This window comes from Novosphingobium aerophilum (assembly GCF_014230305.1).
GTDB classification, from domain to species: domain Bacteria; phylum Pseudomonadota; class Alphaproteobacteria; order Sphingomonadales; family Sphingomonadaceae; genus Novosphingobium; species Novosphingobium aerophilum.
Map to the genome: position 1 here is coordinate 45,797 of NZ_JACLAU010000015.1, position 23,712 is coordinate 69,508.

Annotated in this window: 23 protein-coding genes; 19 read left to right on the forward strand and 4 right to left on the reverse strand. The window is 69.3% G+C overall.

The window, feature by feature from the left end; all coding sequences use genetic code 11:
- Positions 1 to 2: 2 nt before the first annotated feature.
- The 7 genes from H7F49_RS10675 (at position 3) to H7F49_RS10705 (ending at position 6,025) form a co-directional block, all read left to right on the forward strand.
- Entirely contained in the window at positions 3 to 509 is a 507-nt protein-coding gene (locus H7F49_RS10675) for a flagella basal body P-ring formation protein FlgA (RefSeq protein WP_185683587.1), read from the forward strand.
- Between the two features lie 155 nt (positions 510 to 664).
- Positions 665 to 985 (forward strand): flagellar biosynthesis anti-sigma factor FlgM, encoded by a 321-nt coding sequence (locus H7F49_RS10680; RefSeq protein WP_185683588.1) that lies wholly within the window; start codon positions 665 to 667, stop codon positions 983 to 985.
- The gene (locus tag H7F49_RS10685) at positions 982 to 1,317 is read left to right on the forward strand and encodes a flagellar protein FlgN (RefSeq protein WP_235982085.1); all 336 of its coding nucleotides are present in this window, start codon (positions 982 to 984) and stop codon (positions 1,315 to 1,317) included. Before H7F49_RS10680 ends, H7F49_RS10685 begins: the two co-directional genes overlap by 4 nt.
- 231 nt (positions 1,318 to 1,548) lie before the next feature.
- Entirely contained in the window at positions 1,549 to 2,331 is a 783-nt protein-coding gene (locus H7F49_RS10690) for a lytic transglycosylase domain-containing protein (protein ID WP_328806670.1), read from the forward strand.
- The gene (locus H7F49_RS10695; protein WP_185683589.1) at positions 2,332 to 4,452 is read left to right on the forward strand and encodes a flagellar biosynthesis protein FlhA; all 2,121 of its coding nucleotides are present in this window, start codon (positions 2,332 to 2,334) and stop codon (positions 4,450 to 4,452) included.
- Positions 4,449 to 5,207, forward strand: coding sequence for a sigma-70 family RNA polymerase sigma factor (locus tag H7F49_RS10700; protein ID WP_185683590.1), 759 nt, complete (start codon positions 4,449 to 4,451; stop codon positions 5,205 to 5,207). Before H7F49_RS10695 ends, H7F49_RS10700 begins: the two co-directional genes overlap by 4 nt.
- A 119-nt stretch (positions 5,208 to 5,326) precedes the next feature.
- Entirely contained in the window at positions 5,327 to 6,025 is a 699-nt protein-coding gene (locus H7F49_RS10705; RefSeq protein WP_185683591.1) for a Crp/Fnr family transcriptional regulator, read from the forward strand.
- A 707-nt stretch (positions 6,026 to 6,732) separates the two neighbouring features.
- Here H7F49_RS10705 and H7F49_RS10710 read toward each other — a convergent pair.
- On the reverse strand, positions 6,733 to 7,413 hold the full coding sequence (locus H7F49_RS10710; RefSeq protein ID WP_185683592.1) for an OmpW/AlkL family protein: 681 nt from the start codon (positions 7,411 to 7,413) through the stop codon (positions 6,733 to 6,735).
- A 222-nt stretch (positions 7,414 to 7,635) separates the two neighbouring features.
- On the opposite strand from H7F49_RS10710, the gene ccoN reads away from it, so the two are divergent.
- The 10 genes from ccoN to hemN all read left to right on the forward strand — a co-directional run bounded on the left by ccoN (position 7,636) and on the right by hemN (position 17,124).
- Positions 7,636 to 9,300 carry a cytochrome-c oxidase, cbb3-type subunit I gene (ccoN, locus tag H7F49_RS10715; RefSeq protein ID WP_185683593.1) on the forward strand — a complete coding sequence of 555 codons (1,665 nt, stop codon included), beginning with the start codon at positions 7,636 to 7,638 and terminating at the stop codon, positions 9,298 to 9,300.
- 14 nt (positions 9,301 to 9,314) lie between these two features.
- Entirely contained in the window at positions 9,315 to 10,085 is a 771-nt protein-coding gene (ccoO, locus tag H7F49_RS10720) for a cytochrome-c oxidase, cbb3-type subunit II (protein WP_185683594.1), read from the forward strand.
- Positions 10,082 to 10,267 carry a cbb3-type cytochrome c oxidase subunit 3 gene (locus tag H7F49_RS10725; protein WP_185683595.1) on the forward strand — a complete coding sequence of 62 codons (186 nt, stop codon included), beginning with the start codon at positions 10,082 to 10,084 and terminating at the stop codon, positions 10,265 to 10,267. The genes ccoO and H7F49_RS10725 overlap by 4 nt, the downstream gene beginning before the upstream one ends.
- Positions 10,260 to 11,195 carry a cytochrome-c oxidase, cbb3-type subunit III gene (gene ccoP, locus H7F49_RS10730; protein ID WP_185683596.1) on the forward strand — a complete coding sequence of 312 codons (936 nt, stop codon included), beginning with the start codon at positions 10,260 to 10,262 and terminating at the stop codon, positions 11,193 to 11,195. Before H7F49_RS10725 ends, ccoP begins: the two co-directional genes overlap by 8 nt.
- A gap of 68 nt (positions 11,196 to 11,263) precedes the next feature.
- Positions 11,264 to 12,748 carry a cytochrome c oxidase accessory protein CcoG gene (gene ccoG, locus H7F49_RS10735; RefSeq protein WP_185683597.1) on the forward strand — a complete coding sequence of 495 codons (1,485 nt, stop codon included), beginning with the start codon at positions 11,264 to 11,266 and terminating at the stop codon, positions 12,746 to 12,748.
- Complete coding sequence (locus H7F49_RS10740) at positions 12,745 to 13,230, forward strand: FixH family protein (RefSeq protein ID WP_235982086.1); 486 nt, start codon at positions 12,745 to 12,747, stop codon at positions 13,228 to 13,230. The genes ccoG and H7F49_RS10740 overlap by 4 nt, the downstream gene beginning before the upstream one ends.
- On the forward strand, positions 13,227 to 15,347 hold the full coding sequence (locus tag H7F49_RS10745) for a heavy metal translocating P-type ATPase (protein WP_185683598.1): 2,121 nt from the start codon (positions 13,227 to 13,229) through the stop codon (positions 15,345 to 15,347). The genes H7F49_RS10740 and H7F49_RS10745 overlap by 4 nt, the downstream gene beginning before the upstream one ends.
- A 13-nt stretch (positions 15,348 to 15,360) precedes the next feature.
- Positions 15,361 to 15,528, forward strand: coding sequence for a cbb3-type cytochrome oxidase assembly protein CcoS (gene ccoS, locus H7F49_RS10750; protein WP_185683599.1), 168 nt, complete (start codon positions 15,361 to 15,363; stop codon positions 15,526 to 15,528).
- The gene (locus tag H7F49_RS10755) at positions 15,525 to 15,779 is read left to right on the forward strand and encodes a hypothetical protein (protein ID WP_185683600.1); all 255 of its coding nucleotides are present in this window, start codon (positions 15,525 to 15,527) and stop codon (positions 15,777 to 15,779) included. Before ccoS ends, H7F49_RS10755 begins: the two co-directional genes overlap by 4 nt.
- Before the next feature lie 31 nt (positions 15,780 to 15,810).
- On the forward strand, positions 15,811 to 17,124 hold the full coding sequence (gene hemN / locus H7F49_RS10760) for an oxygen-independent coproporphyrinogen III oxidase (RefSeq protein WP_185683601.1): 1,314 nt from the start codon (positions 15,811 to 15,813) through the stop codon (positions 17,122 to 17,124).
- Positions 17,125 to 17,668: 544 nt separating this feature from the next.
- Here the strand turns inward: hemN and H7F49_RS10765 are convergent.
- From H7F49_RS10765 to H7F49_RS10775, 3 genes are all read right to left on the reverse strand, one after another.
- Positions 17,669 to 17,926 carry a response regulator gene (locus tag H7F49_RS10765; RefSeq protein ID WP_185683602.1) on the reverse strand — a complete coding sequence of 86 codons (258 nt, stop codon included), beginning with the start codon at positions 17,924 to 17,926 and terminating at the stop codon, positions 17,669 to 17,671.
- Between the two features lie 12 nt (positions 17,927 to 17,938).
- The gene (locus H7F49_RS10770) at positions 17,939 to 18,094 is read right to left on the reverse strand and encodes a response regulator (protein WP_185683603.1); all 156 of its coding nucleotides are present in this window, start codon (positions 18,092 to 18,094) and stop codon (positions 17,939 to 17,941) included.
- Between the two features lie 120 nt (positions 18,095 to 18,214).
- Positions 18,215 to 20,230, reverse strand: coding sequence for a protein-disulfide reductase DsbD family protein (locus tag H7F49_RS10775; protein ID WP_328806672.1), 2,016 nt, complete (start codon positions 20,228 to 20,230; stop codon positions 18,215 to 18,217).
- 178 nt (positions 20,231 to 20,408) lie between these two features.
- Here H7F49_RS10775 and H7F49_RS10780 point away from each other — a divergent pair, with 178 nt between their 5' ends.
- Positions 20,409 to 22,136 carry an alkaline phosphatase family protein gene (locus H7F49_RS10780; RefSeq protein WP_185683605.1) on the forward strand — a complete coding sequence of 576 codons (1,728 nt, stop codon included), beginning with the start codon at positions 20,409 to 20,411 and terminating at the stop codon, positions 22,134 to 22,136.
- A 103-nt stretch (positions 22,137 to 22,239) separates the two neighbouring features.
- Complete coding sequence (locus H7F49_RS10785; protein ID WP_185683606.1) at positions 22,240 to 23,454, forward strand: UbiH/UbiF/VisC/COQ6 family ubiquinone biosynthesis hydroxylase; 1,215 nt, start codon at positions 22,240 to 22,242, stop codon at positions 23,452 to 23,454.
- The last annotated feature ends 258 nt before the right edge of the window (positions 23,455 to 23,712 follow it).

Genomic DNA, 23,712 nt, shown 5'->3' on the forward strand with positions numbered 1-23,712 from the left:
CCATGAAGCCCTTCGTCTTCACCGCCGCCCTGCTGCTGGCTCCGATCGCTGTCCCGACCGCCAGGGCCGCGCCCTTTGCCGATCCGGCCGCGATCGATGCCGCCGTCGCCCAGTTCACTGGGGTGCCGCTGGGCTCGACCGGCGGTGCAGCCCAGCCGGTCGACCGGCGCCTGCGGCTCCGGCCCTGCGCCAATCCGCTGAGCATCGGCTGGTACGGATCGCGCCGCGACACCGTGCTGGTGCAGTGCCCCGACGTCGGCAGTTGGCGCCTGTTCGTGCCGCTGCTGGTCACCGCCGGCCCGGCCGATGCGCCGGCCGTGCTGCGCGGGGAAGGGGTGACCATCGCGGTCACCGGCCCCGGCTTCAGCGTGTCCCAACCGGGCGAAGCGCTTGATGGAGGTGCGGTGGGCGCCTGGATCCGGGTCAAGTCGACCACCGCCGGAGGCCAGCCGATGCGCGCCCGGATTGTCCGTCCCGGCCTGGTCGAGGTTCAGCTCTCTGGGGAATGATACCTAGCCCAAGGTATTGATTTGCAGAGACTCGGTCGGCCATTGTCGGCCGGCCTGCGGCACGCCATTGCCGCTTTCCGGCAAAAATTGTCGGACCCCCTTAAAAGCCGCTGCAACCCACCGTTCTGCCTCAGTGGAGAACACGGAGCGGCACCATGCCTATCGAATCCAGCCCTAACATCCCGAGCCCCGGCGTCGCTGGGCTGCGGCAAGTCGGCACGATCGATGCGCGAACCGTCAGACTGACGGCTGGCGCCAAGGATCAGGCTTCCGTAGGAAGCGCGCCCGACGCGGCAGCCACCGCGGCGGCGACCTTCCAGCCCAGCCAGGCGCTCGACCCGGGCCAGGCCCCGGTCGACACCGACCGCGTGCAGGTCATCCGGCGCGCGATCGAGACCGGCAACTATCCCCTGATCCCTGCGAAGATCGCCGACGCCATGATCGCGGCCGGCCTGCTGCTGAGGACCCCTGCATGAGCAAGACTCCCACGCTGCGCGACAGCCTCCGGCAGATGGTTGCCGTGCTGCAGGAAGAACGGCAGGCGCTTGCCGGGCTCGACCTGGACGCCATCATGGGGGCGGCCGTCAGCAAGCAGGGCCTGTGCGATCTGCTGCAGGGCAGTGATCCGTCGCAGGTCGACGATGAGTGCCGCGGCCTGCTTGAGGCGGCGCGCCGTCTGAATGAGGTAAACCGGCAGGTTCGCAACCTGATCGCGGCCAATGTGGCTCAGCGCCTCGATGCTCTGGTCGGCTCGCCGCAACTCTATCGCGCCCGTCCGGCCTACGCTTACGCCGGGTCCCACGCCTGAGCCAAGGGCATTTGGCACGACCCTTGCTGAAGAGCCTCGCAGACGATGGTCGCGAGGATGCTGCCCAAGCCTTCCCGCGGTCGACGCAACCGGGGAAGCCGCTTGAGCGAGATCGCAAACAGTTCCATCCCACTGCCGCGGGTTGCGGCCCCGCAGGTCGCAGCCCCTCAGGTCGCAGCCCCTCAGGTTGCAGCAAGGGCCGCGATCGCGCGGGCTGCCCGGGCCACTGGCGTGGACTTCAACTTCCTGCTCGCCCAGGCCAAGCTCGAATCCGGGCTTGACCCCAATGCGCGGGCCGGCACCTCCAGCGCGACCGGGTTGTACCAGTTCCTGGGCAGCACCTGGGTTGATACCCTGCGCAAGCACGGCGCCGAGCATGGCCTGGGCTGGGCCGGGGCGGCGGCCAGCGATCCGGCCATGCGGGCACAGGTGATGGCGCTGCGCCACGATCCCCAGGCCTCGGCCCTGATGGCGGCGGAGCTGGCCGGCGACAACCAGGTCGCCCTGACCTCGGCCCTCGGGCGCGCCCCCGATCCCTCCGAGCTCTACCTCGCCCATTTCCTGGGGGCCCAGGGCGCCACCCAGTTTCTCTCCGCGCTGTCGGTCGATCCCCAGCAGAGCGCCGCCTCGGTGGTGCCCACGGCGGCGGCGAGCAACCGTGCGATCTTCTTTGGCGCCGATGGCGCGCCGCGCACCCTCGATGAGGTGATGACCCTGATGCGCACCCGCCTGGCGGGCGCCATGGAAGGGGGCGATGCCGCGCAGTGGGCTGGCCAGTGGGCCGCCTATCCCGCCATGGCGGCGCCATCGTCCGCGCCGGCGTTCAGTGGCGGTCCGATGGCGCGCGCCTTCCAGGCGGCCCAGGCGGCGGCCGGCGGGGGCAGCGACAGCGGAGCCCGCCCGTCGATGGCCGAGACCCTGCGCCAGACCTTCGCGATCGGTGAGGCGTCGGGCGCGGCCGTGCCGGCCCATGTCCGTACGGCCTATGGCCGGCTTTCGGCGCTGGGGCTGTAAATGCTGGCCCGGCTCTCCAATCCTTCGGCAATCGCGCTTCCGGCAGGAATCCTGACGCTCATCAGCCTGATGATCGTGCCGGTGCCGACGATCCTGCTCGACGTGTTCTTCGTGCTCAACATCGCGCTGTCGGTGGCGGTGCTGATGGCCTCGATGAATGCGGCCAAACCGCTCGACTTCTCGTCATTCCCTTCGGTCCTGCTGTTCGCCACCTTGCTGCGCCTGGCGCTCAACGTCGCCTCGACCCGCGTCGTGCTGGTCAACGGGCACGAGGGCGGGGCCGCCGCGGGCCATGTGATCGAGGCCTTCGGTGCCTTCCTGGTCGGCGGCAACTTCGCGGTTGGCCTGTTCGTCTTCATGATCCTGATGATCATCAACCTGATGGTCGTCACCAAGGGCGCCGGGCGCGTGTCGGAAGTGTCCGCGCGTTTCACCCTGGATGCCTTGCCGGGCAAGCAGATGGCGATCGACGCCGATCTCGCCGCCGGGCTGCTGACCGCCGACGAAGCCAAGGCCCGCCGCCGCGAGGTGGCGACCGAGGCCGATTTCTATGGCTCGATGGATGGTGCCAGCAAGTTCGTGAAGGGCGATGCGGTCGCCGCGCTGCTGATCCTGGGGGTCAACATCATCGCCGGCTTCGTGCTGGGCATGATCAGCCACGGGCTGAGCGCAGGCGAGGCGGCGGAACGCTATATCACCCTGGCGGTGGGCGACGCGCTGGTCGCGCAGGTCCCCGCGCTGCTGCTGTCGATTGCGGCGGCGGTGATCGTCACCCGCGTGTCCGACACCCGCGACCTGGCCGGCCAGATCGGCGGCCAGTTCGCCGATCCGCGCACCTGGCTCCCGGTGGCGGTGATCCTGGGCGCGATCGGGATGATCCCGGCCATGCCGCAGACCATCTTCCTGCCCGCGGCGGGGCTCGCCTTCTGGCTTTATCGCACGCTGCAACAACGGGCCCGGCGACCCGCACCCGTGCTCGAACTGCCCCCCGTGGTCGATCCGCAGAAGATCGCGCTGGGCGACGTGTCGGACCACACCCTGGTCACGATCGAGCTGGGCTATGGCCTGGTCCATCTGGTCGACGACCGGCGCGGTTCGCCGCTCGTGACCCGGGTGACCGGGGTGCGCAAGCAGCTCAGCCAGACGTTCGGCTTCATCGTGCCCCAGTTCCGCGTGCGCGACGCGCTGGAGGTGGCGCCGCACGATTACCGCATCGTGCTGGGCGGGGTGCCGCTGGGCACGGCCACGATCCGGTCGGACAAGGTGCTGGCGATCGACGCCGGCGAGGCGCGCGACAATCACACCCTGGTCGGCGAACCGACCCGCGACCCCAGCTTCGGCTGTCCGGCGCTGTGGATCGATCCGGCCGCGCGCGACCATGCCATCGCCGAGGGGTTCCTGACGGTCGATGCCAGCACGGTGATCGCCACTCACCTCAACCAGCTCCTGGCCGAACGGCCGCAGGCCCTGCTGGGCCCGGACGAGGTCCGTGCCATCCTGGAGGGCGTCAAGGAGTATTCGGCCGGCCTGGTCGAGACGGTCTATCCGCAACCGCTCTCGCTTGCCGCCATCACCCGCCTGCTGCGCAGCCTGCTCGAGGACGGCGTGCCCCTCGGCCATCCGGTGCCGATCCTGCAGAGCCTGTCGCAGGCGGTGCAGATCACGCTGGAGCACGATCGCCTGGTCGATCTGGTCCGGGCCGACCTTGGCGCGCTGATCGTCGGCCGGCTGTGCGGCCCGCAGGAACGGCTGCCGGTCCTGACGCTCGACGCCAAGCTGGAGAACGCCATCGTCCAGGGCCTGCAGGATCCGACCACAGGCCAGCCGATGGTCGAGCCGGACCTGGCCCGCGCGATTGGCGAACAGATCGGCGCGATCATCGACGGGCGGGGCCCCATGGCCCTGCCGCCAGCCCTGATCGTGCAACCGCGTGCGCGCCGCGCGCTGTCCGCCCTGCTGCGGCTGCGCTGCCCGCAATGCACCGTGCTGTCGATCGCCGAGCTGCCACCCGCGCAGCCGATCGAGGTCATCGCGGTGATCGGCGGCGAACAACCGCCGGCGCCCGCGCTGACCCACCAGTCCCATTCCGATAGCCCCTTCGCAGAAGAGCTGGCCGCATGAAACACGACCCCACATCCTTTGGCAGCAGATCCTTTGGCGCCAAGTCCGCGATCGGTGCCGCCTATGGCGGTGACGTGAACGACCGGGTCCGCCGCTTCCTCCCGATGGTCCGGCGACTGGCCTGGCACGTCCATGGTTCAGGCCGTCCCGGCATCGAGCTGGAGGACCTCATCCAGGCCGGCCTGGTCGCCCTGACCGAGTGCGCCCAGCGCCACTCGGGCCCCAGCGAGGACGGCTTCGCGGCCTATGCCAAGATGCGCGTGCGGGGGGCCATGGTCGATCTGATCCGCCGCTCGATCCCGCTGTCGCGGGGCGCCACCGAGCGGCGGCGCCAACTGCGTGAGCAGGAAGATGCCCTGCGCGGCAAGCTCGGGCGCGATCCCAGCCCGGCGGAACTCGCCGCGGCGCTGGAGATCAGCGAGACCGAACTGGCCGACCTGCGCGCCGCCAGCGAGCCGATGCGGTTCGAATCGATCGACGATGCCTATTCCGACAGCGACTTGGCCTTCGCCGACCAGCGCCCGGACGTGCTCAACCAGTTGGCCGACGCCGAGATGCGCGAGGCCGTGGCCGGGGCGATCGCCGCCCTGCCGGAACGGCTTCAGTTGGTCGTCTCGCTGTACTTCGTCGAAGAGCTCAACCTGTCCGAGATCGCCGAGGTGCTCGGGGTGTCGATCCCGCGGGTCCACCAGTTGAAGGCCCAGGCGCTCGAGCAATTGCGCAAGGGGCTGGCGGGTGTGGCCGACATCCTGTGAGTCCCCCCGCGCCGGCCCGGTGGCCGGTGTCGGGTCGCGCCTGGCGGGAAAGGGCTTTTGCGGCAATCGGTTGGCGGCGGCGGATTGCGTCTGCGGGGTGGTGGTGATACCGGATAGGGATGGCTTCCTGCGAAACGTGCGTCGTCCGCAACCGTGCGATCTGTGCCGCGCTTGATGCGCAAGAGATCGGCGCCCTCAACGCCATCGGTCGCACCCGCACGCTGACCCCGGGCGAGGCGCTGATCTGGGAAGGGGACGATTCGGTCCTTGTCGCCAACGTGATCGATGGCGTGCTCAAGCTGTCCACGGGCACGGAGGATGGTCGCGAACAGATCGTCGGCATGGTCTTCGCGTCCGATTTCATCGGCCGCCCGTTCGGCGCCACCACCGGCCACGGCGTGACCGCCCTGACCGAGGCGACCGTCTGCGTGTTCAACCGCCGCGATTTCGATGCCTTCGCCCGCGAACACCCCGCGTTGGAACACAAGCTGCTGCAGCGGACCCTGACCGAGCTGGACCGCACGCGGCGCTGGATGCTGCTGCTCGGCCGCAAGTCGGCCAGCGAGAAGGTGGCAAGCTTCCTGCTGGAAATGGCCGAACGGACCGCCAGCCCGGGCTGCGAGCATCATGAGCCCGCCGGCGAAATCCGTCTCGACCTGCCCGTTTCGCGCCAGCAGATCGCCGACGTGCTGGGCCTGACCATCGAAACCGTCAGCCGCCAGTTCACCCGCCTCAAGGGCGAAGGCGTGATCGACCTTCCCTCGCGCCGCGAAGTGGTGATCCGCAATCGGCACGCGCTTGTGGCCGAGGCGGGCTAGGGGCCTGTCCGGTGGAACCCGGGCAAGCATGAACCGGCTGTATCTGGCATGCCGCAAACGGGGTTGACTGATGTTGGGATGGATCGGGCCAGCGCGTTAAGCTCCTTTTGCTGCCAGTTTTAGTCCCGTTCTTCGTTGTCTCAGCATCGGGCAACGCAGCTTGGCTGCATTATGCCGCTTTGGGCTGGTGTGGGCTTTGGGCCGCGTTTGTCTTCTGGCGGCTCTTCCGGTCTACATCTTCGCGAATGAAGGATTTGTCGCGACGGGGAGACAGGCATTATGATCGCATCGGCAAGTTCCGTCTGAGCAAAGAGTATCACGAGACGGAAAGCGCGGCTGCTGCGGCACGGCGAAGGCTGCACGACCAGGAGCCTTAGACGGTTTGGCCAACTGCGAAAGGCCGTTCTCGCCCGGGATCGGACATTCCGATCCTCCCCCGTTTTGCGAAGCACAACGGGGGAGGGGAACCGCGCTGCCGCAGGCAGCGGGGTGGCGGGGGACAGCAACCGGCCCCCTCCGTCAGCCGGCATTCGCCGTCTGACACCTCCCCCGTTGCATCCTGCGGATGAAACAGGGGAGGATCGAAGATGTCCGCTCCCCACCCAAATCAGCCATCCGCTTGCTGTTCCGCACACAAAAAGGCGCCCCGGGCCTTCCCCCGGAGCGCCTTCCTGTCAGCCCCGATGGAGCGTCAGAAGCGATAGCCCCTAGAAGCGGTAGGCAAGCCCGGCGCTCAGCACCCAGGGGTCGAGCTTGTGGCGCGTCTGCAGGGCGGTGCCGGTGGCGGTGTAGAAGGTGGCTTCGGTGCTGACCCAGTACTTCTTCGCATCGAGCGTCAGGCTGTAGCCGTTGCCGATCGCCACGTCGGCGCCGGCCTGCACCGCCAAGCCGAGCTGGCTGCTCAGCTTGGTGCGGGTCACGCCGAGACCGCGGACCGCGGCGCTGGGGCGGTCGTTGATCATCAGGAACAGGGTCGGACCCGCCCCGACGTAGGGTTTGATGGCGCCCAGCGGCAGGTGGTACTTGGCGGTGAAGGTCGCCGGGATGATCTGCACGTTGTCGATCGCGTCCACCCCCTTGAGCGTGCCCGACGACACCGTCACGTGATGGCTGGTGACGCAGCAGATCGTCTCGACCGAGACCTTGGGGGTGAAGAAGTATTCCACCGCCACGGTCGGGACGACGTTGTCGTTGATGTCGGTGTTGGTCACGCCGCCGGTCGCCACCAGGCGGGCGCCGTCGCTGATCACCTGGCTGACCTTGCCGTCCACCAGCACCGCAGTGCCCAGCAGCTTGACCTGGAGCTTGCCATCGGGATTGCCCGCGTGGGCGGTGCCGGTCATGGCCAGGGCAGCGACAGTTGCGGCCAGATACGCGAACTTTTTCATGTCCCTCATCCTTCGCGCCGCGGGACTGCCCCTTGCAGACCCTGATCCGGGCGGCGTCGACAGGGCGGATGGCGCGATCGTTACTTGGGAACATTGATCGAGCGCAACATTTAGACTTTGGTCTAATAAAGTCAGCGATTTCAGAGAATTTGATCGTCATCAATGTCGCCCGGTCGCGCCGGGCCCAAGGGCTTCCCGATTGCAACATGAGAGGGAAGGCTCATGGTTACCCTGACTGGGCGCGCCGGCATCTGGCTGGTCGTGCTGTTCCTCGCCATTCTGGCCATCGCCGCCGCCGCTGATACCGGCTTCGCGGTCCACATGACGATCGTCGCGCTCGCCGCGGCGATCGGGCTGTTCGTCACCCTGTCCAAGACCGACTACGCGGCGATCGCCCGCGGGGCGCTCAAGGGCCCCGATCACAGCCGCTATGATGACGACCCGATCCGCTGGGGCGTGATCGCCACGGTGTTCTGGGGCATGGCCGGTTTCGCCGCCGGCCTGTTCATCGCGCTGCAGTTGGCCTACCCGGTGCTCAACCTCGGCACCGAGTACACCACCTTCGGCCGGCTCCGGCCGCTGCACACCTCCGCGGTCATCTTCGCTTTTGGAGGCAATGCGCTGATCGCGACCTCGTTCTACGTGGTCCAGCGCACCTGCCGGGCGAGGCTGGCCTTCCCCGGCCTCGCCCGTTTCGTGTTCTGGGGATACCAGCTGTTCATCGTCCTGGCGGCGACCGGCTATCTCCTGGGGATCACCCAGGGCAAGGAATATGCCGAGCCCGAATGGTACGTCGACCTGTGGCTGACGATCGTCTGGGTGGCTTACCTCGCGGTCTTCGTCGGCACGCTGGTCAAGCGCACCGAGCCGCACATCTACGTGGCCAACTGGTTCTACCTGTCGTTCATCCTGACCGTGGCCATGCTCCACCTGGTGAACAATGTGAACCTGCCGATCAGCCTGGTGGGTGCCCACTCGGTGGCGGTCTGGGCCGGGGTTCAGGGCGCGCTGATCCAGTGGTGGTACGGCCACAACGCGGTGGGCTTCTTCCTGACCGCGGGCTTCCTGGCGATGATGTACTACTTCGTGCCGAAGCAGGCCGAACGCCCGGTCTATTCCTACCGCCTGTCGATCATCCACTTCTGGGCGCTGATCTTCCTCTACATCTGGGCCGGTCCGCACCACCTCCACTACACCGCGCTCCCTGACTGGGCGCAGACGCTGGGCATGGTCTTCTCGGTCATGCTGTGGATGCCGAGCTGGGGCGGGATGATCAACGGCCTGATGACGCTCAACGGCGCCTGGGACAAGATCCGCACCGATCCGATCATCCGCATGTTCGTGATGAGCCTGGCCTTCTACGGCATGAGCACCTTCGAAGGCCCGATGATGTCGGTGAAGTCGGTCAATGCCCTGTCGCACTACACCGACTGGACCATCGGCCACGTCCATTCGGGCGCGCTGGGGTGGAACGGCATGGTGACCTTCGCCACGCTGTACTACCTGGTCCCGCGGCTGTGGCAGCGTGAACGCCTTTACTCGCTGCGGATGGTCAACTGGCACTTCTGGCTCGCGACCACGGGGATCGTGTTCTACGCCGCCTCGATGTGGGTGGCCGGGATCACCCAAGGCCTGATGTGGCGCGAATATGGCGCCGATGGCTACCTGGTGAACTCCTTCGCCGAAACCGTCGCCGCGCTTCACCCGATGTATCTGCTGCGGGCCTTTGGCGGGCTGCTCTACCTGACCGGCGCGGTGGTGATGACCGTCAACGTCTGGAAGACCATCGCCGGTTCGCCGCTGCGCATCGAAGCGCCGATGACCGACACTCCCTATGACGCCGCGCAGGACCGCCCGCTGGTCCCCGCCGCCGTCCCTGCCGAATGAGGGGGGCCGATACCATGACTGCAACAACCCAGAAGCCGCCGCTTTCCACTCACGCCAAGATCGAGCGCAATGTCTCGATCCTGGGGGTCCTGGCCTTCCTGGCCGTGACCGTGGGCGGCATCGTCGAGATCGCCCCGTTGTTCTGGATCGACAACACGATCGAGAAGGTGAAGGGGGTCCGCCCCTACACCCCGCTCGAGCAGGCCGGTCGCGACATCTACATCCGCGAGGGCTGCTACGTGTGCCACAGCCAGATGATCCGCCCCTTCCGGGACGAGGTCGAACGCTATGGCCACTACAGCCTCGCCGCGGAATCGATGTACGACCATCCGTTCCAGTGGGGTTCCAAGCGCACCGGGCCGGACCTGGCCCGCGTCGGTGGGCGCTATTCGGACGAATGGCACGTCCAGCACCTGACCGACCCGCGCTCGGTCGTGCCGGAATCGGTGATGCCGATGTACGCCTTCCTCAAGGACCGCGATCTGAAGGCGGGCGAGGGCGGCACGATGACCGGCGAGATCAAGGCGCTGGCGACCACCGGCGTGCCCTATACGCCCGAGCAGATCGCCAAGGCCGACGAGGACCTGAAGGCCCAGGCCGGCATGGGTGACACCACCGAGCTCGCCAAGCGCTGGCCCAAGGCCCAGCCGCGTGACTTCGACGGCAATCCGGGCCGCCTGACCGAGATGGACGCGCTGGTCGCCTATCTCCAGGTCCTCGGCACGATGGTCGACGTCAACGCCGCCGCCGCGCAGGAAGACCTCGCCAAGGAGACCGGCCGATGAGCGCGCCGACCACCTACGAGCTGCTGCGGCACCTGGCCGATAGCTGGGGCCTGCTGGCGATGACGCTGATCTTCCTCGGGCTCTGCGCCTGGCCGTTCCGGCCGGGTGCCCGCTCCGCCAACGAGACGGCGGCCCGCATGATCCTCCACGACGATGATTTCGGAGGCACTGACAATGGCTGACAAAAGACTGGACCAGGCCACCGGGATCGAGACCGTTGGCCATGAATGGGATGGCATCGAGGAGCTCAACACCCCGCTGCCGCGCTGGTGGCTCTACACCTTCTACGCCACGATCGTCTTCGCGATCGGCTATGTCGTGGTCTATCCCGCGGTGCCGCTGGCCCATTCGGGCACGCCGGGGCTGTGGAAGTGGTCGAGCCGCGGCGCCCTGGCCGCCGAGACCGCCGGCGCCGAGCAGGCGCGGGCCAAGACCCTGGCGGCCATCGCCGCCCTGCCGATCGAGGAGCTGCCGGGCAAGCCCGAGCTGATGCAGGCCGCGATCGCCGGCGGCAAGGCGGCGTTTCGCGTCAACTGCGTGCAGTGCCACGGATCGGGCGCGGCGGGGAGCAAGGGCTATCCCAACCTCAACGACGACGACTGGTTGTGGGGCGGTGACCTCAAGGCGATCGAGACCACGATCACGCACGGCATCCGCTACCCCGGCGATGACACCACCCGGCAGAGCCTGATGCCCAGCTTTGGCCACGACGGCATCCTGCCTCCGGGCCAGGTCGAGGACGTGGCCAGCTATGTCCGCTCGCTTTCGGGCCGGGTGGCGCCGGGCAGTGCTGCGGCGCTGCGCGGGGCCGGGATCTTCGCGGCCAACTGCGCGGTCTGCCACGGGCCGGACGGCAAGGGTGGCCGCCAGGTCGGAGCGCCGAACCTGGCCGACGCGATCTGGCTCTATGGCGGCAACCAGGCCGACGTGGTCGCCAGCGTCACCAATGCCCATGCCGGGGTCATGCCGGCCTGGGGCCAGCGGCTCGACGCCGTGACGATCAAGATGCTCGCCACCTATGTCCATTCGCTCGGCGGTGGCGAGAAATTTGCGCCAGGACAAGGCGCCGCCCCCGCGGCCGATGCTACGGCACCGGCAGCCGCCCAGTAGGGCCACAGCAGTGCGGGGCCTGTCCGGGGGAGTCGGACAGGCCCAGGGCACCCAGAAGGTGAACGACAATGCGTAACCCGGCTCCGGTCGCCACCGGGCTCTATGAGAAGCGGCGGGGGGTCTTCCCGGCGAAGATCGACGGGACCTTCCGCCGTTTGAAATGGGCGATCATGGCGATCACCCTGACGATCTACTACGGCGCGCCGTGGCTGCGCTGGGATCGCGGGCCCTATGCGCCGGACCAGGCGATCCTGGTCGATCTGGCCCACCGCCGCTTCTACATGTTTGCGATCGAGATCTGGCCCCAGGAGTTCTACTTCGTCGCCGGGCTGCTGATCATGGCCGGGATCGGGCTGTTCCTGGTGACCAGCGCCGTCGGGCGCGCCTGGTGCGGCTATGCCTGCCCGCAGACCGTCTGGACCGACCTGTTCCAGCATGTCGACCGCTTCATCGACGGGGATCGCAACGCCCAACTGCGCCTGCACAAGGCACCGTGGACCGCCGGCAAGGTGGCCCGCCGCCTGCTCAAGTGGTCGATCTATCTCGTCATCTCGTTCTGGACTGGCGGCGCCTGGATCATGTACTTCGCCGACGCACCGACCCTGGTGCGCGAATTCTGGACCGGCCAGGCCGCCCCGGTGGCCTATGGCTCGGTTGCGGTGCTGACCTTCACCACCTTCTGGCTCGGCGGCTTCATGCGCGAACAGGTGTGCATCTACATGTGCCCCTGGCCGCGCATCCAGGCCGCCATGCTCGACGAGAAGAGCCTTATCGTCACTTACAAGGACTGGCGCGGCGAGCAGCGCGGCAGCGTCAAGCAGGCGGCCAGGGACCCCGGGGCCTTCGGTGACTGCATCGACTGCAACCAGTGCGTCGCGGTCTGCCCGACCGGGATCGACATCCGCGAGGGGCCGCAGATCGGCTGCATCACCTGCGCGCTGTGCATCGATGCCTGCGACCGGGTGATGGCGCAGGTCGGGCGGCCACGCGGCCTGATCGACTACGCCACGCTGGAAGACGCCGCGCGCGAGAAGGCGGGCTGCCCGCCGACCCCTCACGCCAAGCTGATCTGGCACCCGCGCACGCTGGTCTACCTGGGCATCTGGTCGGCGATCGGGGCCGGGCTGCTGTTCGCGCTCGGCACCCGCTCGCACATCGATCTGGCCGCGCAGAAGGATCGCAACCCACCCTACATGGTGCTGAGCGACGGCGCGGTGCGCAACGCCTGGACGCTGAAGCTCAAGAACATGGAGCGCCGGCCGCGCGCCATGCGGGTGGCGCTCGAGGGGTTGCCGGGGGCGGTGATGTGGAGCGACGCGATGGGCCGTGACCAGGCCGCGCGCAGCCTGGACATGACCGTTGCGGCCGACAGCGTCCTGCCGCTGCGGGTCTATGTCGCCGCCCCGGCGGGCACGGCCGAGCATGGGTTCCATTTCGTCCTGACCGCGCTGGATGCCGAAGGTGGGGGCGATCGCACCGAGACCCGTTTCGACGCGCCGGAGGACGAAGCGCTCGAACATCGTGAACATGACCAAGAGGAGCACGCGCGATGAGCATGCCTGCCAGCGTTCTGGCCGCTGAACACCGATCCCCGCGCCGCCCGTTCACCGGTCGCCACATGGCCGCCATCATGATCGCCTTCTTCGGCGTGGTCATTGCCGTCAACGTGCTGATGGCCAGCCTGGCCTCGCGCACCTTCGGCGGCGTGGTGGTCGAGAATTCCTACGTCGCCAGCCAGCATTTCAACCGCTGGCTGGACGAGGCCGGGGCCGAACGCCGCCTGGGCTGGCGGGCCGCGATCCACCGCGCCGCCGATGGCCGGATCGAGGTGACGCTCACCGGCGCGCCCGAGCGGGCGGTGGTGACAGGGGAAGCCTGGCACCCGCTGGGTCAGGCACCGGATCACCTGCTGCGGTTCCGTCCGCAAGGCGCGACGTATCGTTCGACCCGATCCGTGCCCGCCGGGCGCTGGCGGATCCGGATCGAGGTGCGCGCCGGGGCCCAGCGCTGGCGCAGCGAGCAGACCGTGTCATGAGCGCCGCGGTCCGCTTCGAGCCGCCCGCCACGGGCGAAACCGTGCTGGTCGTGCCCGGGATGCATTGCGCCGGGTGCATGGCCAAGGTCGAACGCGGGCTGGCCGCGCTGCCCGCGGTCCATGCCGCGCGGGTCAACCTGACCGCCCGGCAGGTGGCGGTGAGCCACGATCCCGCCCTGGCGCCGCCGGTGCTGATCGAGGCGCTGGCGCGGATCGGCTTCCCGGCCCAGCCACGCAGCCCGGAACTCGCCCCGCCACCCTCGGCCGCGCGGCCGTTGCTCGCCCCGCTGGGCGTGGCCGCCTTCGCGGCGATGAATGTCATGCTGCTGTCGGTCAGCATCTGGTCGGGCGCGGAAGGTCCCACGCGCGAGCTGTTTCACTGGCTCTCGGCCCTGATCGGGGTTCCCGCGATCCTCTACGCGGGGCGGGTGTTCTTCGTTTCGGCGTGGAGCGCACTGCGCCGGGGTCGCACCAACATGGACGTGCCGATCTCGATCGGGGTGAGCCTGGCCACCGGCCTGTCGCTTTACGAAACCGCCACCGGCGGCGCCGATGCCTGGTTCGACGGCACGCTGATGCTGCTGCTGTTCCTGCTGGCCGGGCGCACGCTCGATGCGGCGATGCGCGATCGCGCCCGCGCCGGGGTCGATGCCCTGTTGCGCCAGGCGGCCCCCGGCGCGCTGGTGCTGGGCAAGGACGGCACGCTGGCCTGGGTGGCGGCCAGCGATCTGCTGCCCGGGATGATCATGCGGGTGGCCGCGGGCGAGCGGCTCGCCGCCGATGGCGAGATCGTCACCGGGCAAAGCCGGTTCGACAATGCCCTGCTGACCGGCGAAAGCATCCCGGTTTCGGGCGGGCCTGGCGCCGCGGTCCATGCCGGCACGCTGAACCTCGACGCCCCGGTCGATGTCAGGATCGCGGCCGCCGGACAAGGCACCACCCTGGCCGAGATCGCCCGCCTGATGGGTGCGGCCGGCCAGGCCCGGTCACGCTATGTGCGGATCGCCGATCGCGCCTCGCGTCTTTATGCCCCGGCGGTGCACACGCTGGCGGCGCTGTCCTTCGCCTGGTGGATGATCCAGGGCGCCGGGCTCCACCAGTCGCTGGTGATCGCCATTGCCGTGCTGATCATCACCTGCCCCTGCGCGCTGGGGCTGGCCGTGCCGGTGGCCCAGGTGGTCGCCTGCGGGGCGCTGATGCGGCAGGGGGTGATGGTCAAGGACGGTTCGGCGCTCGAACGGCTCGAAAGCGTCGATCGCGCCCTGCTCGACAAGACGGGCACGCTTACGGGTGGCAGACCGGTGCCCGATCCGGCCTCCCTGGCCGCGCTCGATCCGGCGGCGGCGCAAGTGGCCCTGGCCCTGGCGTCGCACAGCCGCCATCCCCTGTCGCGCGCATTGATCGAGGCGCTGACCCAGCGCGGGGTCAGCGCGGCGATCCTCGACGACGTGGTCGAGGAGGCCGGGAACGGCGTCCGCGGGCAATGGCAGGGCCGGACGGTGGCGCTGCGGCGGCCCGAGGCGGGGACCGGCATGGCCACGGTGCTCGACATGGCAGGGGAGCCCGCGCGCTTGATCGGCTTTGCCGACCGGCTCCGGCCCGATACGCCCGAGGCCCTGGCCGAGCTGGCCGAGCTGGGGATCGCGAGCAGCATCCTGTCGGGCGACAACCCAGCGGCCGTGCGCGAGGTTGCCGCGATCGTCCGGCTCGATTCCCGCGCGGCGGCCAGCCCGGTCGACAAGCTGGCCGCGATCCGCGCGCTGCAGGACCAGGGCCATCGCGTGCTGATGGTCGGCGACGGGCTGAACGACGGACCCGCGCTGGCCGCCGCGGACGCCTCCATGGCGCCCGGCACGGCCAGCGACGTGGGGCGCCAGGCCGCCGACTTCGTGTTCCTGGGCGAGGCCTTCACGGCCGTTCCCCGCACGGTTCGCGCCGCACGCCGGACCATGCGGGTGGTGCGCCAGAACTTTGTCCTGGCGATTGGCTACAACGTGCTGGCCGTGCCGCTGGCCATGGCAGGCCTGGTCACCCCGTTGATCGCCGCGGCGGCCATGTCGCTGTCCTCGCTGATCGTGATCGCCAATTCGCTGCGCCTGACGGGCGCGGCCAAGTGACCGGAGCCGTCCCATGACCGGACTTGTCCTGCTGATTCCCCTGGCCCTGCTGATGGGCCTGCTCGGGCTGGTCGCCTTCTTCTGGGCCCTGCGCAATGGCCAGTTCGATGATTTCGACGGAGCCGCGGCGCGCATCCTCATCGACGAGGATCAGCCCGCACCGGCCGAGCCCCGGTCATGACCCGGCCGATCCGGCGCAGGGTGCTGCTGGGCCTTCTGGCCCTGCTGCCGGCGGCGCTCAACACGAGCCCGGCCCAGGCCGGGGCCCTCTCGATCCCGGTCTGCTCCGGCGACGGACAGGCCCGCTCGGTCTCGGTCCCGCTCTCCTCTGGCGAAGTGCCCGGCCGTGACCAGCCGGGCTGCTGCGCCAAGGGCTGTCACACCGGCTCGCGGAAAAAGAACCAGTCGCGGCAAATTGACACGCGACAATGAACCCCCGGCACGGAGCAGGCATAGCCAACCCATGTGGCCTTTCTTCCCCGACCTGCTGACCCGACCGGTCCCGCGCTACACCAGCTTCCCGACGGCGGCCGAGTTCACCGACGGGGTTGGCGCGGCCGATCTTTCCGCCGCGCTGGAACAGGTCTCGGGGGATGTTTCGCTCTACATCCACGTGCCCTTCTGCGAACAGATCTGCTGGTATTGCGGCTGCAACACGGGCCGATCGAACAAGGTCGCCCGGCTGACCAGCTATCTGGACGCGCTCCACCGCGAGATCGCCCTGTTCGGGCAGCGCCTGCCCGCAGGCACCCGCGTGCGGCGCATTGCCTTTGGCGGGGGCAGCCCCAATGCGCTGAGTCCGCTGGAGTTCGTGCGGCTGGTCGATGCCCTGACCATCCACCTGCCGCTCTACGATCCGGTCGTCTCGATCGAGCTCGATCCGCGCACCCTCGCCGAGGACTGGGCCATGGTGATCCGCTGCGTCGGAATTACCCGCGCCAGCCTGGGCGTGCAAACCCTGATCCCACGCCTGCAGGCCGCGATAGGGCGGGTCCAGCCGGATGAGCTGATCGCGCGCAGCACCGATCTGCTGCGGGGGGCAGGGATCACCTCGCTCAATTTCGATCTGATGTACGGCCTGCCGGGTCAGACCGACGCGGATCTGGCCGAGACGCTGGCCCGCGCGGCCGAACTGGGGGCCGACCGCATCGCCCTGTTCGGCTATGCCCACGTCCCGCACCTGATCCCGCGCCAGAAGCAGATCGACGCGAGCGACCTGCCCGACCTGCCGGCGCGGTTCCGCATGGCCTGGAATGGCTGGGAGCAGCTCACCGCGGCGGGCTACCAGCCGGTCGGCTTCGACCATTTCGCCCTGCCAGGGGATGCTCTGGCCCAGGCCGCACTGTCGGGCCGGCTGCACCGCAACTTCCAGGGCTTCACCGAGGATCAGGCCCCCGTCCTGCTGGGCCTCGGCGCCTCGGCGATCAGCCAGTTTCCGGGCGTGATCGTCCAGAACGAGAAGAACGCCGGTCGCTATCGCATGCTCTTGTCGCAGGATCTGCTGACCGGATCGCACGGGATCGTCCGCAGCGCCGAGGATCAGCGGCGCGGCGCCGTGATCGAGGATCTGCTCTGCCACAACCGGGCGCATCTGCCAGCCGACCTGATGCAACAGCTCATCGGCGATCTGGCCCCCTTCCGCGAGCGGGGCCTGATCGATCTGGCGGGCGACCTGCTGGAGATCCGGCCCGAAGGTCTGCCCTACGCCCGGACGATCGCGGCCCTGTTCGATCCCTACCGCCAGGACTCGGTCCGCCGGTTCAGCTCGGCGGTGTGAGCCCAAGCCAGCCGCACATCCCAACGATCACCGCTGGTCTCCTCCCTCCTCTTGGGGAGGGGATGGGGGTGGGGGTTTGGCACCCGTGTAAGGCAACCGGCCCGACCACCGAAAAAAGGGGGGCGTCCGCTCAGCGCGTCCGCCCCCTTGGGAGTTGGGGAGAATGATGCCGGAGGGAGCGAGCGCGGCTGGCTGCCCTCTGGACAGGACCGGTTTATGCCGCGCGCCCCGGTCCAACCTTGACCGCGATCAAATCGGCGCGGCGTAAGACCAAAGTCTAGGCCGTAAACTCATAAACAGCGCCATCGAGGTTTGAGGCAGAAAGGCCCAGCGCAAGGCGGATAGGCGCAGGAATAGTGGTTCTATTTCAAGCCTATCCAACGCGGCGATGGGCCTTTCTGGGCAAATCCCTGCGGGACGCCCAAATGGCTTCCATCTCGGCCAAACCCGCCCTTGGAAAGGCAACCAGCCTTCCCTGCGGGCGGCTTCGCCCGATCTGTTCGCCATTTGGGCGCCTCGATGGCGCTGTTTATGAGTTTACGGCCTAATGCCGTTCGGCCGTTCCGGTCCGATGGGGCGCGGCGGTCGCCTCCCGCAGGAAACCGGCGATCAGGTCGGACGGGCAGGGCTTGCTGGCGCTGCGAGCGCCCGGATAGCGGTCGTGCAGCAGCCGCCCGTCGGCATGGCCGGAATGGAAAATGATCGGAACGCCCAGCCGCACCAGTTCGTCGGCCAGGGGGAAGACCTCGCCGTCGGCCAGTTGGACGTCGAGGATCGCGGCATCGGGCGGGCTCCGGTGCACGGCGGATAGGCCCTAGGCCAGGGTGGCAAAGGGGCCCGCCACAGCGAACCCCAGATTCTCCGCCATGCCGGACAGATCCATGGCGACGATGAATTCGTCTTCCATGATCAGAATGCGTGCGGCTGGGCCTGGTCCCGTCCCCCCGCCGCCCTGCTTGTTGTACGCCATGTCGCTTCGGTACTCGCGCAATCGGATCGAATTGGCATGCTGAGCGCGAGGCACCCGCCAGCCGTCTCGGCCTTCTACCTGGCCGAAAATGCGCGGAACACCGGTTGGTTCCGGTCAGCCCTATCGTTTGCCGGTGAGCGAGGTGAGGCTGTCGGGCGTGAGCAGTTGGGGCAGTGTCACCGGAGCCGCGCTGCCCCCGGGGTACCAGACGTACAAGGGCACCCCCGCCGCGCCGCGCCCGGCGAGATAGCGGGTGATTTCCGGATCGCGTCGGGTCCAGTCGCCCTTGAGCACCACCACCCCGCCGCGAGCGAAGGCGTCACGGGTTTCCGTCCGTTCGATCGCGACCCGTTCGTTGACCTTGCAGGTCAGGCACCAGTCGGCGGTCATCCACACGAACACCGGCTGGCCTGACGCCTGGGCCCGGGCCAGCGCCGCGGCCGAGAACGGCTGGCTCGGGACGACCCCACGTGCCTTGTCCGGGGCCTGCGGGGCGATCACCAGCGGGATCAGTGCCGCGGCGAGTCCCAGCCCGACCAGGCCGCCCGTCCCGATCCCGGCTGCGCCCAGCCCGCGGCGCTGGCGCCCACCGACCACGGCCAGCACGCCGACCAGCGCGGCGGCCAGCATCAGGTCGAGCGCCAGGATGGTCGGCCCGGCGAGCCGCCAGGTCAGCCAGGCGAGCGCCAGCGCGGTCAGGGCCATCGGCACGGCCATGGCGTGGCGAAAGCGCACCATCCATGCGCCCGGACGGGGCAGGGCGCGGCGCAGCGGCGGCACGAAGGCGATCGCCAGGAAGGGCAGGGCCAGGCCGAGGCCCAGCGCGACGAACAGCAGCATGGCCTCGGCCACGGGCAGCAGCAGCGCCGCGCCCATCGCCGCGGCCATGAACGGACCGGTGCAGGGCGTGGCGACGAAGGCGGCCAGCAGCCCGGTGGCGAAGGCGCCGTTGGCTCCGCTCCCGCCGGCGCGGTTGACGAAGCCCGGCACGGCGAATTCGTAAAGCCCGGCGAGATTGGCGGTGATCGCCAGCGCCAGCAACAGCAGCAGCGCGACCACCGACGGGTCCTGCAACTGGAACGCCCAGCCGACCTCGCTGCCCCCGGCCCGCAGGGTCAGGAGCAAGGCCCCGAGCCCGGCGCAGGCCAGCACCACGCCCGCGGTATAGGCCAGTCCCTCGCGCCGCGCCTCGGCCTCGCTCTCCCCCGCCCGGGCGAGGGACAGGGCCTTCAGGCTGAGGATCGGGAAGACGCAGGGCATGATATTGAGCAGCAGGCCTCCGCCCAGGGCGGCCAGCACCAGCCAGATGAGCGAGCCCGGTCCTGTCGCTCCGGCCGCGCCGGCGATCGGCTCCCCTCCGGCGGCCACAGCTCCGGGAGCGGCCGCGAAGGCCAGGCCGTCGCCCGCCCGGTTGAGCTTGAGCACGCCGTTCAACCCGGCCGGCGGGCTGGTCGCACCGCTCGCGCGCTTCAGCGTCACCACCAGCAGATCGCCCTGGCGGCGGAAGTCCTGCGCCGCGGCGTAATCGATCACCCGTTCGTCGCTGACGAACACATGGGGCGCCTGTAGCGGGACCGAGGCGGGCAGGGGAATGCCCAGCCGCAGCACCGGGCCCTCGATCGCGACCCGGGCCGGGCTGCCCAGCGGGGCGGGCAGGCGCGCGCGCCAGGCGTCGAACTGCGCGCTGGTGGCGGCGGGCCCCTGGGGCGCGACCACCCGAACCTCGGCCGCCAGCCGGGCCTGTTCGGGGACGCAGATCTGGTCGGTGCAGGCCAGCCACTGCGCCCGCACTGCGATCGGCAGGACTGTGCCGGGACGCGCGTTGGCCGGGACGCGATAGGGGATCAGCACGGCATAGTCGTGCTCGTAGACATGGTTCATCAGCCCGGCGATCACCAGGGTTTCGGGCACCGGGTACAGCGGCGTGCCAAAGTCGGCGTCGGCCGCGACATCGCCTTGCGTCCACTTGAGCGTCATGCCGAAGCCGGCATCGCCGGGGTTGGACCAGTAGCCGTGCCAGCCCTTGGCGGGCTTCATGTCGAGCGCGACCATCACCGTGCTGCCGGGGGCGGCAGGACCTTCGATCCGCAGCGCGGCCGCAATGTGGGTGGGCGCCGCGCCCTGGGCTTGCACCACCCCCGGCAGGACCGCGAAAAGGCACTGCAACAGCAATGCCATAAGCCTGCGATAAGACTGTTTCACGGTGCGGGCCGACTCCAACGGAATTGCCTGTTGCGCGCGCATGCGGCGCCCGGCATGGCTGGTTCCTGCCGCGTTGCCTGCGCCAAGACAAGCAAAGCTTCAAGGAGCCCCGATGCCCTTTCGTGCCAGCCACTTCCATGGTCGTCCGGTCGCCCGTTCCCTGCTTGGTCTGTCCCTGACGGCCAGCCTTGTCGCACTGGGCGGTTGCACCGCACCCTATGGCCGGATTGCCCGATCGCCGGCGCCGGCCCCGGTCGCGCCGGTGGTTCCGGCCCCCTCGGGACCGCCGCGGCTGGTGGTTGCCATCTCGGTCGACCAGTTCTCGGCCGATCTCTTTGCCCAGTATCGCCAGCACTACACCGGCGGCCTGGCCCGTCTGCTGCAGGGCGGGGTGTTTCCCAGCGCCTTCCAGAGCCATGCCGCGACCGAGACCTGCCCGGGCCATTCCACCCTGCTGACCGGGGCACACCCCTCGCGCACGGGGATCATTGCCAACACCTGGTTCGATCCCGGCCTCGCCCGGGCCGACAAGGCGGTCTACTGCGCCGAGGACGAGACCGATCCCGCCAGCAGCCCGCGCAACCCGGTGGTCTCGGCCGGGCACCTCAAGGTGCCGACCCTGGGCGAATGGATGAAGCAGGCCAATCCGGCCAGCCGCAATGTCGCCGTCTCGGCCAAGGACCGGGCCGTGATGATGATGGGCGGACAGGCGATCGACCAGGGCTGGTGGTATCTGAAGGGGCAGTTCGTCACCCTGCGCGGGCGGACCCCGACTCCTGCGGTCGCGGCAGCCAATGCCGCGCTGGATGCCGCGATCAAGGCCGGCGCCGCACCCTATGCCGCACCGGCCTGGTGCGCACCGCGCGACCGGGCGGTGAGCGCCGGCAAGGATTTCGCGGTCGGGCAGGGGCGCTTCGCGCTGGCGCCCAACCAGCCTGACGGGTTCCGCGTCTCCCCGCGGATGGATGCGGCGACCGGAGACCTCGCCGAACGCCTGATCGACGAGCTGCAGCTCGGCCGCGGTGCCGCTCCGGACCTGCTGTCGGTCAGCTTCTCCGCCACGGACTACATCGGCCACGGTTTCGGCACCGAAGGCCTGGAAATGTGCATCCAGATGGCCGAGCTCGATCGCACGCTGGGCAAGCTGTTCGCCAAGCTCGATGCGACCGGGGTGGACTATGTCGCCGTGCTCAGCGCCGACCACGGCGGGCTCGACCTGCCCGAGCGGCTGGCGGCCCAGGCCCTGCCCAATGCCGTGCGGGTCGATCCCGCGCTGCTGCCCGGGGCGCTGGGCAAGGGCCTGGCCGCCGAGCTCGGCCTGACGGTTGAAGGGCCGCTGCTTTATGGTGACGGGCCTTTCGGTGATTACTGGGTGACCAAGGCCCTCCCCGAAGCGCAGCGGGCCCGGGTCGCCGCGGCGCTCGCCACCCGGCTGAAGGCCCACCCCCAAGTCGCGGCGGTGTTCACCCGCGACGAACTGGCCAAGGTCACGACTCCGGCGGGCAACCCCCAGGACTGGACCCTACGCGATCGCGCCCGCGCCAGCTTCGATTCCCAGCGGTCGGGCGACGTGGTCATGCTGCTCAACCGGGCGATCGTCCCCATTCCCGCCGCCGGCCCCGGCTATGTCGCCACGCACGGCAGCCCGTGGGATTACGATCGCCGCGTGCCGCTGCTGTTCTGGCGCAAGGGCTGGACCGGCTTCGAACAGCCCGCCCCGGTGGAAACGGTCGACATCGCGCCCAGCCTGGCACGGGTGCTGGGCCTGAAAATCCCCGAAGGCAGCTTCGACGGGCGTTGCCTCGATCTGGACGGCGGGCCGGGGAACAGTTGCCGGTAAGGGGACTTGCCCCTTCGTCTGGGACTGACGGAGGGGCGCACCACACCCTCCTGTCCCAACGCCCGCTTGCCCCACCCCCCGTGGCGGGCGTATGACCCGGGGCATGGACAACACCACCCGTGACCTCGTGATCCTTGGCGGCGGTCTCGTCGGCATGACCCTGGCGCTGGCCGCCGCGCGGCAGGGCATCACCAGCCACGTGATCGACCGCGCCGATCCCGCCGAGCTGACCGCCGAGGGCGCGGATGGGCGCGCCTCGGCGATCTCCACCGCGAGCTGGAACCTGTTCGCCAACATTGGCCTGGCCCCGGCGCTCGAGCCGCTAGGCTGCCCGATCGATGCGATCGCCGTGACCGATCAGATGAAGCCCGGCCGGCTCGATTTCCGGCCCGAGCCCGGCGAGGGATCGCTCGGCCGGATGTTCGCCAATCGCGACATCCGCCTGGCCCTGTTCGAGGCCGCCCGGAACGAGCCGAACATCGCCTGGCACACCGCCGCCACGGTGATCGACCGCGATCGCGGCCCTCATGGCGTCTCGGCCACCCTGGCCGACGGGCGCGTGCTGAAGGGCAGCCTGCTGGTCGGCGCGGAGGGGCGGCAGAGCCCCACACGGGAGGATGCCGGGTTCAAGCTGGCCCAGTGGGACTATCACCACCGGGCGATGGTGACCGCGCTGTACCACGAGAAGCCGCATGACAATGTGGCCTGGGAAATCTTCTATCCGGCTGGTCCCTTCGCCCTGCTGCCGCTGCTCGACGAGAATGGCCGGCACCGCTCGGCGCTGGTCTGGACCGTGGCGGAGGAGGATGCGAAGGCCTGGACCGGCCTGTCCGACCGCGCCTTCCTGGCCGAGGTGCAGAAGCGGGTTGGGCCGATCTTCGGGACGGTTGAGCTCTGCGCGCCGCGCATGTCCTATCCGCTCAGCTTCCAGCACACCGCCCGCATCGTCGAGGACCGGCTCGCGCTGGTCGGCGATGCCGCGCACGGGATGCATCCGATCGCCGGGCAGGGCCTCAACCTGGGCCTGCGCGACGTGGGCGTGCTGGTCGAGGTCCTGGCCGAGGGCATGCGCCTGGGCCTGGAGCCCGGCGATGCGCAGGTGCTGAAGCGCTACGAGCAGTGGCGCAGCGTCGATGCGGTGACCGTGATGGCCGCAACCGACACGATCACCCGCCTGTTCGGCGTCCCCGGCAAGCTCCCCTCGCTGGTCCGTCGCGCCGGCATGGGCGCGATCCAGCGCACCCCCGCGCTGAAGAAGTGGTTCATGGACGAAGCCCGCGGGATGAGCGGTAAGCTGCCGGCCCTGCTGCAGGGATAGGGCGCGCGGATCAGTTCGAAGGTCTGGTCGCGCCTGGGATTGGTCATTCCGATCCTCCCCCGTTTTGCGCAGCACAACGGGGGAGGGGACCGCGCTGCCGCAGGCAGCGGGGTGGAGGGGGACAGCAACCGGCCCCCTTGTATCTGGACGAGAGTGTCTCGTTTTGGTGGAAGCGATGAAGTTCCGGGGTGGGTGGCCACCCACCCCGGAACGGCGGCGCTGTCGCCCGTTGCCCCTCAGGTAGCCACCGGGACGGAG

Coding starts and splice junctions, on each gene's coding strand:
- H7F49_RS10675 (WP_185683587.1), top strand. CDS start 3: ATGAAGCCCTTCGTCTTCACCGCCGCCCTGCTGCTGGCTCCGATCGCT.
- H7F49_RS10680 (WP_185683588.1), top strand. CDS start 665: ATGCCTATCGAATCCAGCCCTAACATCCCGAGCCCCGGCGTCGCTGGG.
- H7F49_RS10685 (WP_235982085.1), top strand. CDS start 982: ATGAGCAAGACTCCCACGCTGCGCGACAGCCTCCGGCAGATGGTTGCC.
- H7F49_RS10695 (WP_185683589.1), top strand. CDS start 2,332: ATGCTGGCCCGGCTCTCCAATCCTTCGGCAATCGCGCTTCCGGCAGGA.
- H7F49_RS10700 (WP_185683590.1), top strand. CDS start 4,449: ATGAAACACGACCCCACATCCTTTGGCAGCAGATCCTTTGGCGCCAAG.
- H7F49_RS10705 (WP_185683591.1), top strand. CDS start 5,327: ATGGCTTCCTGCGAAACGTGCGTCGTCCGCAACCGTGCGATCTGTGCC.
- H7F49_RS10710 (WP_185683592.1), bottom strand. CDS start 7,413: ATGAAAAAGTTCGCGTATCTGGCCGCAACTGTCGCTGCCCTGGCCATG.
- ccoN (WP_185683593.1), top strand. CDS start 7,636: ATGGTTACCCTGACTGGGCGCGCCGGCATCTGGCTGGTCGTGCTGTTC.
- ccoO (WP_185683594.1), top strand. CDS start 9,315: ATGACTGCAACAACCCAGAAGCCGCCGCTTTCCACTCACGCCAAGATC.
- H7F49_RS10725 (WP_185683595.1), top strand. CDS start 10,082: ATGAGCGCGCCGACCACCTACGAGCTGCTGCGGCACCTGGCCGATAGC.
- ccoP (WP_185683596.1), top strand. CDS start 10,260: ATGGCTGACAAAAGACTGGACCAGGCCACCGGGATCGAGACCGTTGGC.
- ccoG (WP_185683597.1), top strand. CDS start 11,264: ATGCGTAACCCGGCTCCGGTCGCCACCGGGCTCTATGAGAAGCGGCGG.
- H7F49_RS10740 (WP_235982086.1), top strand. CDS start 12,745: ATGAGCATGCCTGCCAGCGTTCTGGCCGCTGAACACCGATCCCCGCGC.
- H7F49_RS10745 (WP_185683598.1), top strand. CDS start 13,227: ATGAGCGCCGCGGTCCGCTTCGAGCCGCCCGCCACGGGCGAAACCGTG.
- ccoS (WP_185683599.1), top strand. CDS start 15,361: ATGACCGGACTTGTCCTGCTGATTCCCCTGGCCCTGCTGATGGGCCTG.
- H7F49_RS10755 (WP_185683600.1), top strand. CDS start 15,525: ATGACCCGGCCGATCCGGCGCAGGGTGCTGCTGGGCCTTCTGGCCCTG.
- hemN (WP_185683601.1), top strand. CDS start 15,811: ATGTGGCCTTTCTTCCCCGACCTGCTGACCCGACCGGTCCCGCGCTAC.
- H7F49_RS10770 (WP_185683603.1), bottom strand. CDS start 18,094: ATGGCGTACAACAAGCAGGGCGGCGGGGGGACGGGACCAGGCCCAGCC.
- H7F49_RS10780 (WP_185683605.1), top strand. CDS start 20,409: ATGCCCTTTCGTGCCAGCCACTTCCATGGTCGTCCGGTCGCCCGTTCC.
- H7F49_RS10785 (WP_185683606.1), top strand. CDS start 22,240: ATGGACAACACCACCCGTGACCTCGTGATCCTTGGCGGCGGTCTCGTC.